This is a genomic window from Lentzea sokolovensis (assembly GCF_033949975.1).
GTDB classification, from domain to species: domain Bacteria; phylum Actinomycetota; class Actinomycetes; order Mycobacteriales; family Pseudonocardiaceae; genus Lentzea; species Lentzea sokolovensis.
Genome location: NZ_JAXAVU010000014.1, coordinates 192,086 through 205,841 on the forward strand (window position 1 = coordinate 192,086; position 13,756 = coordinate 205,841).

Annotated in this window: 12 protein-coding genes; 6 read left to right on the forward strand and 6 right to left on the reverse strand. The window is 69.9% G+C overall.

The genetic code is table 11. The annotated features are described in order from the left end of the window. The first annotated feature begins 122 nt into the window (after positions 1 to 122). A complete protein-coding gene (locus SK854_RS34990; protein ID WP_319979415.1) occupies positions 123 to 692 on the forward strand; it encodes a TetR/AcrR family transcriptional regulator in 570 nt (189 codons plus the stop codon). Between the two features lie 20 nt (positions 693 to 712). Then, a complete protein-coding gene (locus SK854_RS34995; protein WP_319980044.1) occupies positions 713 to 2,659 on the forward strand; it encodes an ABC transporter ATP-binding protein in 1,947 nt (648 codons plus the stop codon). Positions 2,660 to 2,716: 57 nt separating this feature from the next. On the opposite strand, the gene SK854_RS35000 is transcribed toward SK854_RS34995, so the two are convergent. Beyond that, positions 2,717 to 3,853, reverse strand: coding sequence for a hypothetical protein (locus SK854_RS35000; RefSeq protein WP_319979416.1), 1,137 nt, complete (start codon positions 3,851 to 3,853; stop codon positions 2,717 to 2,719). Positions 3,854 to 4,113: 260 nt separating this feature from the next. Between SK854_RS35000 and SK854_RS35005 the strand changes: the two genes are divergently transcribed. Continuing rightward, complete coding sequence (locus SK854_RS35005) at positions 4,114 to 5,229, forward strand: DUF3068 domain-containing protein (protein ID WP_319979417.1); 1,116 nt, start codon at positions 4,114 to 4,116, stop codon at positions 5,227 to 5,229. Here SK854_RS35005 and SK854_RS35010 read toward each other — a convergent pair. Beyond that, entirely contained in the window at positions 5,214 to 6,341 is a 1,128-nt protein-coding gene (locus SK854_RS35010; protein ID WP_319979418.1) for an amidase, read from the reverse strand. The genes SK854_RS35005 and SK854_RS35010 overlap by 16 nt on opposite strands. Positions 6,342 to 6,590: 249 nt before the next feature. Between SK854_RS35010 and SK854_RS35015 the strand changes: the two genes are divergently transcribed. Beyond that, positions 6,591 to 7,547 (forward strand): DUF3068 domain-containing protein, encoded by a 957-nt coding sequence (locus SK854_RS35015; protein WP_319979419.1) that lies wholly within the window; start codon positions 6,591 to 6,593, stop codon positions 7,545 to 7,547. Here the strand turns inward: SK854_RS35015 and SK854_RS35020 are convergent. Continuing rightward, positions 7,544 to 8,305, reverse strand: coding sequence for a class I SAM-dependent methyltransferase (locus SK854_RS35020; protein ID WP_406601875.1), 762 nt, complete (start codon positions 8,303 to 8,305; stop codon positions 7,544 to 7,546). The two genes, SK854_RS35015 and SK854_RS35020, sit on opposite strands and share 4 nt — an antisense overlap. A 102-nt stretch (positions 8,306 to 8,407) precedes the next feature. On the opposite strand from SK854_RS35020, the gene SK854_RS35025 reads away from it, so the two are divergent. Next, positions 8,408 to 9,529 carry a glycosyltransferase family 4 protein gene (locus tag SK854_RS35025; RefSeq protein WP_319979421.1) on the forward strand — a complete coding sequence of 374 codons (1,122 nt, stop codon included), beginning with the start codon at positions 8,408 to 8,410 and terminating at the stop codon, positions 9,527 to 9,529. Here the strand turns inward: SK854_RS35025 and SK854_RS35030 are convergent. From SK854_RS35030 to SK854_RS35040, 3 genes are read right to left on the reverse strand one after another with little or no spacing between them, the layout of a single operon-like run. Further along, on the reverse strand, positions 9,476 to 10,498 hold the full coding sequence (locus SK854_RS35030; RefSeq protein ID WP_319979422.1) for a hypothetical protein: 1,023 nt from the start codon (positions 10,496 to 10,498) through the stop codon (positions 9,476 to 9,478). The genes SK854_RS35025 and SK854_RS35030 overlap by 54 nt on opposite strands. Before the next feature lie 4 nt (positions 10,499 to 10,502). After that, positions 10,503 to 10,670 (reverse strand): hypothetical protein, encoded by a 168-nt coding sequence (locus tag SK854_RS35035; protein ID WP_319979423.1) that lies wholly within the window; start codon positions 10,668 to 10,670, stop codon positions 10,503 to 10,505. A 3-nt stretch (positions 10,671 to 10,673) separates the two neighbouring features. Further along, complete coding sequence (locus SK854_RS35040) at positions 10,674 to 12,278, reverse strand: hypothetical protein (protein ID WP_319979424.1); 1,605 nt, start codon at positions 12,276 to 12,278, stop codon at positions 10,674 to 10,676. 253 nt (positions 12,279 to 12,531) lie between these two features. Between SK854_RS35040 and SK854_RS35045 the strand changes: the two genes are divergently transcribed. Then, entirely contained in the window at positions 12,532 to 13,707 is a 1,176-nt protein-coding gene (locus SK854_RS35045; RefSeq protein ID WP_319979425.1) for a polysaccharide biosynthesis protein, read from the forward strand. The last annotated feature ends 49 nt before the right edge of the window (positions 13,708 to 13,756 follow it).

Here is a 13,756-nt window from a genome sequence, read left to right on the forward strand (position 1 = left end):
ACCGCGATTTTCTCCAAGTCCACTCACGCCTGGAAGCTCATACTCATTTGACGGAGTGAGCACTCACTCCGCATGATGGACGCATGACACCAGCATCCGAAACCCGGCGAAGAGCGCCGAGCATGAGCGCGGAAGACCGGCGCGCCATGATCGTGCACGCCGTGCTGCCGCTCCTGATCGAGCACGGCGCGAACGTGACGAGCAGCCAGATCGCCCGCGCCGCCGGCATCGGCGAGGGCACCGTCTTCCGCGCGTTCAAGGACAAGGACGAGCTGTTCGACGCCTGCACGGCCGAGGCGCTCAGGCCCGACCACGTGCTCGACGCGATCGCCGAGATCCCCGTCGACCAGCCGTTGGAAGACCGGCTCGTCGAAGCCGCCGAGGCTCTGGGCGCGCACCTCGAACGCATGGGGGCGCTGATGAGCGCGCTGCACGCGTCCGGCCGCGTCAAGCACCGCGACCCCGAACAACGCCGCAAGGGCGGACGCCGCGAGTCGATGGCCGCCATCCGAGGGGCGATGGTCGAGCTGTTCACGCCGGAGAAGGATCGGCTGCGGCTGCCACCGGAGCAGCTCGCCGGGCTCTTCCTGACCCTGTTGTTCGGCGGCCGCCGGCTGGCGGCGGACGTCGACCCGCCCACCACGCGCCAGGTGGTCGACTTCTTCCTGCGCGGCGCCGTGGAGGCTGAATGATCCCGGGTGGCGGGGGCGGCATGGAGTTCATGCTGGGCCGGCGCGGCCGTCGGCGGCGCGCCACGACGGTGCCGGAGAGCGGACTCACCGGACCGGTCGACATCCCGGAAGCGAAGCCGGACGACCAGCCGAAGGATCTGCGCTCCCGGTTGAAGCGCGCGAAGACGTCCGTGGCGGGCACCGTGCGCGGCCTGCCGAAGGTCGCGAAGCTGACGTGGCAGGCCAGTCCGACCTTGACCGTCCTGCTGGCGCTGATCACGCTCCTGTCTGGACTTCTTCCGACCGCGACCGCGTACATCGCAAAGCTGCTGCTCGACTCCGTCGTCGCGGCGATCCAGCACACCGGCACCACGGGTGACATCGCCGAAGTCGCGCTGCTCCAGTTCGCCGTGCTCGGCGCGACCGCGATCAGCAGCGCGCTGACGTCGATCGCGCAGGCGCTGCTGCAGGAACGCATGACGCTGACCATCCGCCACCGGGTGATGGAGCACGCCAGCGACCTGCACCTCGCGTACTTCGAGGGCTCGACGTCGTACGACATGCTGCGTCAGGCCGCTCAGGAAGCGCCGACGCGCCCGCTGTCGATGATGAACTCCGCGCTGGGGCTCCTGCGGACGCTGATCACGTTCGGCAGCATGATCGCGTTGCTCGTCTCGATCAGCCCGCTGCTGGCCCTGGTCGCGCTGCTGGCGCCGATCCCCGCGTTCATCTCGCAGTCGAAGTACGGCTCGCGCGCGTTCTGGCTGACCTTCATGATGTCGCCGATCAAGCGTCGGATGGACTACCTGTCCTCGTTGGTCACGACGGACACCTACGCCAAGGAGACGAAGCTGTTCGGGCTCGGCCCTTACTTCGTCGACCGGTTCCGCCGGCTCGGCACCGTCTCCTACGAGCGGCAGCGGAAGCTGACGGTCAACCGCAACATCAGCTCGACCTCCTGGGGGCTGCTGAGCACGTTGGCGGGTTCGGCGATCACGCTGTACATCGCACTGGAAGCGGTCGGCGGACGACTCACGCTGGGAGACCTGGCGCTGTACACGGCTGCCGCGGCGTCCGTGCAGACGTCGGTGTCCGGGTTGTTCACGGCACTTTCGGGGATGTACGAGAACAACCTCTACCTCGACACGCTGTACCGGTTCCTCGACACGAAGCCGGAGATCACGGCGCCCGCATCACCTCGGCCTATGCCGTCCACAGTGGAGGGTCACATCGAGTTCGACTCGGTGACCTTCAGCTACCCCGGCGCCGAGGATCCCGCGCTGGACGCCGTCAGCTTCGAGATCCGGCCCGGCGAGACGGTGGCGGTGGTGGGCCGCAACGGCGCGGGCAAGTCGACGTTGTTCAAGCTGCTCTGCCGGCTCTACGACCCGACCGGCGGCCGCATCCTGCTCGACGGCGTCGACATCCGCGAGTACGACCCCGTCGCACTGCGCACGCGGATCAGCGCGATGTTCCAGGACTACGTGACGTACCAGGGCACGGCCGCGGAGAACATCGGCCTGGGCGACCTGACGCGGCTGGAGGACCGGCCGCACATCGAGGACTCGGCCCGCCGTGCCGGCGCGGACGAACGGATCGAACGGCTGCCGCAGGGCTACGACAGTCCGCTCGGCCGCTGGTTCGACCAGGGGGTCAGCCTCTCGGGCGGCGAGTGGCAGAAGATCGCACTGGCGAGGGCCTTCCAGCGGGAGGCGCCGATCCTGGTGCTCGACGAGCCGACGTCGGCGCTGGACGCGCGGGCCGAGCACGACCTGTTCTCGCGACTGCGGGAACTGTCGGAGGGCCGCACGACGCTCTACATCTCGCACCGGTTCTCGACCGTGCGGCAGGCGGAGCGGATCCTGTTGCTGGAGCACGGGAAGGTCGCCGAGTACGGGACGCACGAGGACCTGATGGCGGCCAAGGCCGGGTACGCCGAGCTGTTCACGCTGCAGGCGCAGGCGTACCTGGACGAAGTGCCCAGCTGATCCACCTTCGCGGCCAGGGTGCGGCCGTCCGGCGGAGCGGACGGCCGCACACCGGGCTCAGCGGAACGCGTAGTCGGCGATCACCGCCTGCAGGCGGAGGGGGTTCGTGCCCGGCAGGTCGGCGTAGCCCACGGCGATCATCCGGTTCGTGCCGGGCACGGCGGCGATGGCGTTGTAGTTCGTGCCGAACGAACCCGGCGGCGCGGGCGCCGGAGTGGTGGTCCAGCCAGCCGGGCCGTGGGAGCTGAAGGACGCCTGCGGGAACTGGCCGACGACCCACGGGACGCCGTTCGCCCCCACCGCGACGCTCCGGGTCGCAGGCGTGTTCAGCCCGCTGACGGTCTGCCAGGTGGTGCCGTCTCCCCGCAAGACCACGTTGCCCGACCCCATGCCTCCACCGTCGCCCACCGCCCACATGTCACGGGAGGACGTACCGTCCAGCGCCTGCATGGTGAGCTGCTGCTGATTCAGTCCTGTCTGGACGGTTCGCCAGGCCGTGCCGTTCCAGTGGAACAGCAACGGCCCCGAGTAGCCGTTCCACATGCCGTTGCCCGCGGCCCACACGTCGTCCGACGCAAAGGCCTTGACGGCGTTGATGATGCAGAAGTTCACGAAGCCGCCGCCCGTCACGCATTCGGCGGGGGGCTGGTGTTCCTGCCAGGAGCTTCCGGTCCACTCGTGGAACACCGGGGCGTTGCCGTGATGACCCACCAGCCACGCGCGTCCATCCACAACGGACAGATCCCGGATCGACAGCGTGCCGGGGGTGGCACCCGGCGGGTACGGCACCTCGGTCCACGTCCCGGCGTTGTAGCGCCACACCAGCGTGACGTTGCCGTCCGGCGACCACGGTGCGCCCGTGACCCAGACGTCCTTGGCGGACGACGCGGCGACGCGCTGGAAGGACACCCGCCCCTGCACGACCGGGAGCGACGTCCGGTACCACCTGATCCCGTTCCACCGCAGCATCATCGGCTCGCCGGTCGTGTACTGCTGATCCGGGTCGTAGCCCTCGAAGCCGACCGCCCAGGCGTTCCTGGTGTCGACGGCGGCGACGTCCCAGAGATTGCTCGTCGCCTTGCTCTGCGGGATCGGGACCAGGCGCCACGCCGGTTCCGCGGCCGCGGCGGGCACGGCGGCGCCGACGGCCACCGCGACCGAGAAGGCTAAGGCCAGGCATCTGCGAACTCTCATAAGTCCCCCAAGCTCTTGGACCCGAACAGGGCTGTGCGCGGCCGATCATTCAGGACGCGCGGCCGCCGGCCAGGGGTTCGCACCACCTTGACCGAGTTGAGCGGCGATCGTGACCCACCCGCCGCGACCAGGTAACCCGAATGGGATTCAGGTATGCCCTTGTGATCTAGCTCACGAACCAGGTAGAACAGAACGCACGGTTACCGGAAATCGCGCCTCACGGAACGCCCTCCCTGCCACCCGATCCCTTGTGAGGACCTGTGCGAACCGCAGTCGTCGCCGCCCTGCTCGGACTCGGCGCCTTCGCAGTGGCGGCCGGTCTGGTGCTGCAACTGCACACCTATCCCCTGCTCGCCAAGCTTCAGCACGACATCGACTCGGTCACGGTCTCCGAAGGAGAGGGAGTCACCGCCGTCGTCTACCCGCCCGGCGGCGGCATGCCGGAAGTACGCCACAACCTCAGTCTCACGGCGACCACGCACGTCGAGGGTGATCTCGCCGCGCCGGAGGTCAAGGAGAACGGCGACGTCACCGTGTGGAAGCGGGCGACGATCGTCAAGGAGGACTCCGACAAGCTCGTGCTCAGCGCCGAGGTGCGCAAGATCTGCCTCGACCGCCGCACCGGCGAGGCGGTCGCGCCCTGCCACGGGGAGTTCTACGAGACCGAACAGGGCAAGCGGGTCACCGCCGAAGGCCCGCAACTGCTGCAGCCCGGCCTCAACTTCGTGTTCCCGTTCGACACCGAGCAACGCGATCACCGTTGGTACGACACGGTTCTCAAGCGCCCGGTCGACATCCACTTCGCCGGAGAGCAGCTGTTGCAGGGACTCGACGTGTACCGGTTCACGCACACGATCCCGCAGACGGAGCTCGACCGGTTCGCGGTACCCGGCTCACTGGTCGGCAGCCAGGAGCCGTCCGTGGACGTGACCCAGTACTACGGCGTCACCCGCACGTTGCTGGTCGAGCCCACGACCGGCGCGGTGCTCTCGGTCCGGGAGGACATCCGGCAGGAACTGCGCACCGACACCCAGGACGAGGGCGAGGGAACCCCTGTGTTCGCCGGAGAACTGCGGCTGACGAACGCCTCGGTCGCCGCGAACGTGGACCAGGTCCGGCAGAACCTGCCGAAGCTGTTCGTCATCACCGTCCTTCCCACCGTCCTGTGGGTCGCCGGTGCCGTGCTGGTCGCGATCGGGCTGGTCCTGTTGCTCGTGTGGCGGCGCGGTCTCGTCGCCGGGGCGCTGGCGCTGGTGATCGGTGCGTGCCTGGCCGGCGCGATCACCTATGGCGTCACCGACGCCAGCGACCCGGACGACTCGCTCGACCTCAAGAACGTGGTGTCGTCCTCGAACGTCGACTACGGCCTCCGATGAGCACCTCGTCCCTCCTCGATGATCTCGGCGACCCCGAGCAGTTGACCCTCTGCTCTCGGCACCGCGATCAGGGTCACCGGCAACGGGTTCCCGTCGGCGTCCGTGTCCGCGCACACGGACACGGCCGGATAGCCGCTGACCCTCCAGAGCGGGGAGAACGGAGAGGTGGCGCCGTTGCGCACCAACACCCCGCCGGGCAGCGACATCGTCTCGGCCGGGCCGGTGTGCCCCGGCGTCACCAGCACGTCGACGCCCGCGAACATGTGGTTCACCATCACCCGCTCCGCCGCGCGCATCGACCGGCAGATGCCCCGGAACGGCCTGGGCAGGAAGCGGTCGAGCAGGTCCAGCTCACGAGGACCGGCGGCCAGGTGCGGCGCCAGCAGGAGCCTGGACTCGCTGGCGAGGTGCGGGTCGTGGTCGACCACTTCGCCGACGTGCAACGACAACAGCGCGGCGACGTCCTCGACGGCCCGGCGCATGGGCGGACGGGTGCGGGACGACATCGCGAGACCGCGCAACGACACACCGATCCTCAGTGGACGGTTCGCGGGTTCGGCCGCCCAGCCGATCGCCCGCACGACGTGCGCCACGTCGGCCACCGTCCTCGCCACCACGCCGTGTCCGCCGGAGGTCTCGAAGCCCACCACACCCGCGCCTCCCGCGGGCACTCCTCCGGCACCGGGCGCACGGCGTGCCAGCACCGCGGCCACCACACCGGTGGCGACGGCGACGGCCGTGCCCGACACCTTGGGATCGAGCGCCGTGGCGGGGACGCCCGGCGACGGGTTGCGATGAAGCTCGGCTCCCGACGTTCTCCCGATCACCACGGCTCCGGCCGCCACCAGTGCGTCGAAAGCCGAACGCGGCAGGGAGTCCTCGACGGCCAAGGGCAGTCCGAGCAGGCCGCCGCTCTCACCGCCGGCCAACCGCCGATCGGCCTCCTCCGCACTGCGCCGGGCGGCGGTCAAATCGACATCTGTGAAAACGTGCCGCGACGAGTTCAGCCGATGTTCGGTCATCGCAAGGAGTTCTGCTGCGGTCGTCGCACCGCGTGCGAGCAGCCGGGCCTGCTCAACTGCTCCCGGATAGCACACAGGGGTTTCTTCCACGTGTCTCTTCCTCCGGCATCGTCGCCGATGAGTAAGGAGCTGCTTCCTTCAGTCGCTACCCGTTGGCCAGCAGGGGTTCCGCCGAATGGCTCCGCAGTTCGGCGGCCGAGTAGCTTCTTTCTCCACGCGGACCGATCAAGATGACCTGAGTCACCCCGGTCGAGGGGTTGCGCAGAGGTTACTGTCCGGTAGGTTCCACGCCACTGTGACGTCCCTCTCATCATCGGAACACACCCAGAAGGAGGACGAGTGCGACGTGTTGCGAGCCTCGTGCTGGTAGGACTGGGCATCTTCTCGCTGGCGCTCGGAGCAGTCCTGCGCTTCTACGTGTACCCCGAGCTCGCAGTCGTGCCGCTCGACCAGAAGACGGAATCCGTCGCCGAAGGCGCGGCGAAGGTCTTCTACCCCAAGGAACTCGTGGTCAAGGATGCGCGGCTGACGGCCACCCGCAAGGTCGAGAGCAACCTGACCGTGCCGGAGGCCAAGGTCAACGGTGACGTGATGGTGTGGGACCAGGGTCTGGTCGTCACCGACTCCGAGAACCAGCTCGTCTCCGCGGTGAAGCACCGGGTGTGCCTCGACCGGCGGACGAACATGGCTCTCCAGGAGTGCACCCAGCAGTACGTGACCGACGCCGAGGGCGACCCCACCGCCGCCGACAAGGCGGTGCACCAGGAGGGACTCAACTACAAGTTCCCGTTCGACACCCAGCCCCAGGACTACGAGTACTTCGACACCACCCTGCGCAAGGCGACGACCGCGCGTTACGAGGGCACGGACGAGGTCGGCGGGCTTGAGGTCTACAAGTTCGTGCAGAAGATCCCGTCGACCAAGTTCCGCGACCAGGACGTGCCGGGCACGCTGGTGAACAGCACCGCGGCGTCGGTCAAGGCGGAGCGCCGCTACGAGAACACCCGCACCATGTGGGTCGAACCGGTCACCGGCATCATCGTCAAGGGTTCGGAACACCAGCGGCAAGCGCTGTTCGGGCCGGACGGAAAAGAAGGAACGGTGCTGCTCGACGCCACCCTGACCTTCAACGAGAAAACCGTCAGAGAATCGGTGGACCGCGCCTCCGAGGCGCGCGGAAAATTGACTCTGATCAGCAGCACCGGACCGATCGTCCTGCTTTCCGCCGGCCTGGTCCTGCTGCTCGCCGGAATTCTTCTCGGCGTGCTCGGACGGCGGGCCAGGCACGTCGCCTAGGCGCGACGCCTGAGCACGATCACGAAGTTCCACGAGGCGATCTCCCGGACCCCCGGGACACGGGTGACCCACTTCGCCCACCACGGGTGGTACCGGGGGAACGTCTCGATCACGTCGGCGACGGTCTGGCGGTGAGCCCACCGCCGGACCGCCCCGACGCTCACCGGGAACAGGGAAGTGCCGAACGAGTTCTTCGGCGGTTTGCCGTTGCGGCGCTCGTACCGGCGTCGCGCGTAGTGGCCGCCGAGGAAGTGCCACGGCGCTGTCTCGTGGCCGCCCCAGGGTGAGTACCACGGCGTGTAGGACATGAAGACGGTGCCTCCGGGCCTGGTCACACGCACCATCTCGGCCAGCATCAGCCACGGGTCGTCGACGTGCTCCAGGACGTTGGACGAGTAGCAGACGTCCACCGAGCCGTCGCGGAACGGCAGCGCCGTGCCGCTCGCGCGGATCATGCCGGGGTCGGGCTCACCGCGGGCGGACAGCTCGCCGACGTCCGGGTCCAGACCCACGTACCGGGCGCCGGCGCCGCGGAACGCCTCGGCGAAGTAGCCGGGACCGCCGCCGACGTCGAGCACGACGGCACCGCTCAGGGACACGTACGACGACACCTGGGCGACCGAGTCGTCCGCCAGGATCCGATAGAAGTGGTCGGGGTCGGACTGCTCTTTCAGGAATGCGCGAAAAAGCCGAACAGAACGACTGAAAGTTGGCTTTCGCAACTTTTCAGGGGCCGAAACTGAACCGATCTCGACCATTGCTATCTCCCGCATTCCGTCTACGATGGCTACCTGGCAGTAACCTAGCATCGGGAGAGGCAGATGTCGCGTGGTCCTGATTACCGGCCGAGCATTCTGCTGGTGAATTGGCGCGACACCAGACACCCCGAGGGCGGCGGTTCCGAACGTTACGTCGAGCGCATCGCCGAGGGCCTCGCCCGGCTCGGCTACCGGGTCTCGATCCAGTGCGCCGGCCACGACCGCGCCCCCTCCGGCGACTGGGTGGCGGGCGTCCGCTTCCGCAGGCGCGGCAACAAGTTCACGGTCTACCTGCACGCCCTGCTCGCGATCCTGCGCTCCGACGCGGACGTGATCGTGGACGTGCAGAACGGCATGCCCTTCTTCAGCCGCCTGGTGGCGCGCTGTCCCGTCCTGGTGCTGGTGCACCACGTGCACCGCGAGCAGTGGCACAGCGCGCTGGGCCCGTTCTTCGGCCGGATCGGCTGGTGGATCGAGTCGTGGCTCGCGCCGAGGCTGTACCGCAAGTGCCGCTACATCACCGTCTCCAACGTGACGCGGGACGAGCTGGGCGGGCTCGGAGTGGAGCTCCGTCGCACGGTGGTCGTGCCCAACGGGCTGGACGCGCCTCCCGCCGTCACCGCGCGGCGCACCGAGGCCCCTGTCCTCGTCGCGGTGTCCAGGCTGGTCCCGCACAAGCGGCTGGAGCACGCGATCGACCTCGTCGCGCGGCTCCGTCCACAATGGCCGGACCTGCGCCTGGAACTCGTCGGCGAGGGCCCGTGGAAGGACGTGCTGCGGCAGCACGCGATCGACCGCGGGGTGCAGGACAGCGTCGTCATCCACGGCTGGGTCGACGAGCAGGCCAAGCACGAGATCCTCGCCGGGGCGTGGCTGCACGTGTGCCCGTCGGTCAAGGAGGGCTGGGGCATCGTGATCATGGAGGCCGCCTCACACGGCGTGCCCACGATCGCGTACCGCTCGGCGGGCGGTGTGGCCGAGGCGATCGTGGAGCACCGGACAGGTCTGCTCGCCGAGGACTTCGACGACTTCGTCCGGCACGCGGAGACGCTGTTGCGGGACCAGCCGTTGCGCAAGGCGATGGGCGCGGCGGGCAGGGAGCGTGCCCAGCAGTTCAGCTGGGAGGAGAGCCTCGACGCGTTCGAGGGCGCCGTGCACAGCGCCCTGCGGCTACCTCCGCGCCTCGTGGCCGGTGAGCACCGCGTCGCACAGCAGGTCGAGTAGCCCCGCGGCGGCGGCCGCGTCGAAGTCCTTGCGCCGCAAGCGCACCGTGGCCGTGGTGACCTCCCCTGTCGTCACCACGCCGAACGCGACGCCCGACCGGCCGCTCGCCGAGGGGAAGAAGCGCAGGGCGCGGACGTTCGCCTTGACGACGCCGAGGTTCGACACCAGGAACGTGCTGCCGAGCCGGGAGGCCAGCAGCCGAATTCCCCACTGCGCCACCGGGTTGTGCGCGCTGGGGAAGCCCGCCTCCGGCGCCGCCGCCGTCAGCAGCGTGCGCACGTCGTCCTCGGTGGATCCGGCCGGCAGGCGCAGTCTCAGCAGCGCGCTGTCGGCCTCGGGACGCGGATCCGCGCCACCGCGCCAGGAAGCACCGATCGCGGCGACGACGCGGCCGTGCGCGGCACCTCGCGCGGCGTTCCACTTCCGCGTCGCGTCCAGCGCCGCGGAGGTCAGTCTGGCGCTGCCCAGCTTCACGGCGGGCAGCGCGCGGGACACGAGGTGGTCGCCGGACTCGTTGCCGTGCAAGGAAGGCTGGATGCGCGCGGGAGGTGTCCACACGGCTTCGCGCACCCGGTCGAGGGCGCTCAGGAGATAGGGCCGGTCGGGGCTTCGCAGCGCCACACCGGTCGCGGAGCTGTGCACGGACTCACCGAGTGCGATGCCGAGCAACGCCAGCAGGCCCAGCCCGTCGACCGCACCGTGGTGCGCGGCGATCATCAGCGAGTCGCCGGCGAGCGCGACCCGGACCAGCGGATCGCCCACGCGGTAGTGGCCGTCGGCGAACTCGGTCCGCGCACCGTCCCAGTCGGACGGACGGAGCACGACCGCGGCCGGACCGAGGTTCGGGAACTCCGTGCAGGCACGGGACATCCGCGCGGCCACCACCGAGGGATCCGGCGCCTCACGCAGACTCGCTTCGAGCAGAATGCTCCAGGAGGCCGCCGGGTCCCCGGAGAAGGCCACGGTCACCCGGTCAGCGCGAGCCGTAGTCGAGGACCACCGGCTCCTCGGCCTTCTGACCTTGCTCGATCCGCTGCTCGACGACCTTGTCGGGGCTGTTCTGCTCGACGACGATCACGCCGACCCCGCCGGCGAGCGCGGCCCCGGCGACGATCGCTACCAGCACCGAAACCAGTTCCACGTCTTACTCCTCATGTCGGGGTGCCGCGAATCTACCGACCGGTAACCGTCTCCACAACAGGCTCGCGCCGATCAGTGACCCAGCCGCGACCCAGGCGAGCACAACGGGTGCAACGGGTGGGCCGTTCGGTTCATCGGGCACTGCTCCAGGTACCCGGTAGAGCGCCAGTTCGGGCCCGTCGTGGACCTTCTCCAGCCGAGCCAGCAGGTTCTCGTCCACCCTGCCGGGCGTCCCGTGTTCGACCAGCACCCAGCCGATGCCGCTCAGGTCACCGCCGCGCAGCCGTGCCGCCCGCGGGTCCTCCCCCGCCACGACCTTCCCGCCGACCGACAGCGAGTCGTCCACGACGGTCGTGCCGGGCAGGTAGCGCGGCGCCGGGTCGAGCTGGGTGCGCCGGTCGTTCCAGTCGAACCGGCGGAACGCCGACAACGGGTACACCGCCACGTCGCCGGGCTGGTCGACGAGCTTCTCCCGCACCGCGGCCCAGTCCGCCGGGTAGCCGACGGGGTCGAGGCGCCCGAACCCGCCCCAGGCCAGGTCCGGCAGCAACCCCAGCAGCAGCACGGCCACGAGCAGCCGGGCGCGCAACCGTTCCACCGCGACCGCGAGCCCGATCGCGAACGGCAGCGCGAGCCACGCCACCCACTTCTGGCTGTCGCGCAGCAACCCGGCACCGGGCACGTGCTCGATCAGCGCCTCCAGCGCCGTCACGCCACCCGGCAGCACCGCGAGCAGGGCCAGCAGCGCACCGAGCACTCCCAATCCCGCCAGCGGCCACACCGGCAGGCGTTTCGACAGCTCCCGCAGACCGAAGAGCGCCGCCCCCAGGAGCAGCACGGTGAGCACGGGAAGCATCGGATTGGCCCGGCTCACCGGCACGACCTCGGCGTTCCAGATCCCGCCCAGTCCCAGCACGCTGAGCACCGGCCCGCCCCAGTTCTCGCCACGCGCGCTGAACGCCTCGACACCGGCCGGGTCGGACAGTCCGTCGTGCAGCAACGAGGGCACCCACCACGGCGAGTTCAGCACGACACCGATCGCCAGGACCTGCCACGCCTTGCGGCGTCCGGCGGTGGCCAGCGCCGTGCCCAGCGCGAGGACGCCGCCCGGCGCCGAGAGCACCGCGGGCAGGCTCGCGAGCACGAGCCGGGTCCACGCGTGCGGTTCGCCATCACGCATCCGCAGCCCGGCCATCGCGACCCACGGCAGCGCCGCGTAGCCCAGCAGCAGCGTCCAGTGACCGATGAAGAGACGTTCGGCGACGTAGGCGTTCCACGAGTACGCCACGGCGGCGACGATCCGCACGCCGGTCTTCTCCGTCGGCACCAGCAGCCCGGCACCCAGGGCCCCGGCGAAGACGATCGCGAGCAGCGCGAGCTTCTGCACCACCTGACCGGGGACGACCTGGGTCACCAACGCCACCACGGCGTCGACGGGAACCGCCCGCGGTAGCGCGTCGCCGAGCCCGAACGCCGCCGCGTTCAGCGGCTGCTCCGGCGTGAACACCATGTCGTAGACGAGGACGTAGCCCGGCCACAGCACAGGCGCGAGCGCTGCCAACGCCAGCATCCCGCACGTGGCGTAGAGCTTCGGTCCGTTCGGCCGCACTTGCTCCCTCTCCGGTCGCGCCGGGGCTACAGTCGCCGAAACTACCGGCCAGTAGTACTCGCGGGTAGGGCCTGTGTCGAAGTCCGGTGCGATGAGAGTCGCGCTTGAGGTGGTTCCCGGTGGTGCGGCCGGACGGCCCGCGTACCGGTGTTGTCCGGCCGTGCTGCCAGGGGCCGCCTCGGGCCCGGTTGTCGCGGACCGGACTTCGACACAGGCCCTACCGCGGCAGACCCGGCCACCGGAAGGAACCCGCGTGTCCGCTCCGGCGACGACCACCACCCGCCTGGACGCCCTGCTGATCACGGGCGCGCTGCTGGGCGCCAACGCCGCGAGCTACGTGCTGACCATCGCGGCCGCACGAGCTCTCGCACCCGCGATCTTCGGCGAGCTCAGCGCATTGCTCGCGCTCGTGGTCATCGGCGTGGTGCCGGCGATGAGCCTGCAGACCGTCGCCGCCCTGCGCGTCACGAGCCTCGGCCCGCGGCCCCTGTTCGGACTGGGCCTGAGCGTGAGCGCGGGCATGACGGTGCTGACCCTGGCCCTGGTGCCGCTGCTCGCCCACCTGCTGCACCTCGACGGACCGTGGCCGGTGGTGTGGCTGGCGCTGTCGCTGGCCCCGCTCACGGTTCTCGGTGTCCTGCACGGTCTTCTGCAGGGAACGCACCGGTTCGGCGCGCTGGCGCTGCTGGTGTCGCTCGAAGGGCTCGGCAAGGTCGGCGGCGGGGTGATCGGGCTGTGGCTGTCCCCCTCGTCGACCTCGGTGCTGGCGGGCACGGCCATCGGCTCGTTCCTGGTCGTGCTGACCGGGTGGCGGCTGTGCGGCGCTCCGCGCCCGGCACGGCCCGCGGGTGGAGCCGAGGTGATGCACGCGTCCCAGGCCATGCTGGCCCTGGTGCTGCTGGTGAACCTCGACCTCGTGCTGGCCCGGCACCAGCTCGCGGACCTGGCGGGCGGCTACGCCGTGGGAGCGGTCGTCACGAAGATCGCCTACTGGCTGCCGCAGGCGGTGGGCGTGCTCGTGCTGCCCCGCATGGCCGACGCCGGCGACCGGCGCCGCATGCTGCCGAAGGCGTTGGCGGTGTGCGCGGGCCTCGACGCGTTCGTGATCGTGGGCTGTGTCCTGTTCGGACCGCTGGGCGTGTCGCTGATCGGTGGCGCGCGCTACCAGGGCGACGCCATTCCGTTGTGGCAGTTCGCTCTCGTGGGTTCCTGCCTGGCGCTCGTGCAGCTGCTGCTGTTCTCCCGGATCGCGAGCGGCGACCGGCGGTCCACCGTCGCGGTGTGGATCGCGGTCGCCGCCGAGGTCGCGCTGATCACCCTGTGGCTCAACGGCTCCGTCGGTCAGGTCGTGACCGGTGCGCTGCTCGCGACGGCGGGACTGGTGGTCGCGGGCACGGTCATCGAGACCCGCGGAGCCAGGCGGGCCTGATCACGGCACGGCAGGATCAAGGCACGGCATGATCACGGCGCTGGGGGAT

Bases quoted from the DNA above. Each gene is read 5' to 3' on its own strand.
- SK854_RS35020 (WP_406601875.1), bottom strand. From the start codon at position 8,305: ATGGTCGAGATCGGTTCAGTTTCGGCCCCTGAAAAGTTGCGAAAGCCA.
- SK854_RS34995 (WP_319980044.1), top strand. From the start codon at position 713: ATGGAGTTCATGCTGGGCCGGCGCGGCCGTCGGCGGCGCGCCACGACG.
- SK854_RS35000 (WP_319979416.1), bottom strand. From the start codon at position 3,853: ATGAGAGTTCGCAGATGCCTGGCCTTAGCCTTCTCGGTCGCGGTGGCC.
- SK854_RS34990 (WP_319979415.1), top strand. From the start codon at position 123: ATGAGCGCGGAAGACCGGCGCGCCATGATCGTGCACGCCGTGCTGCCG.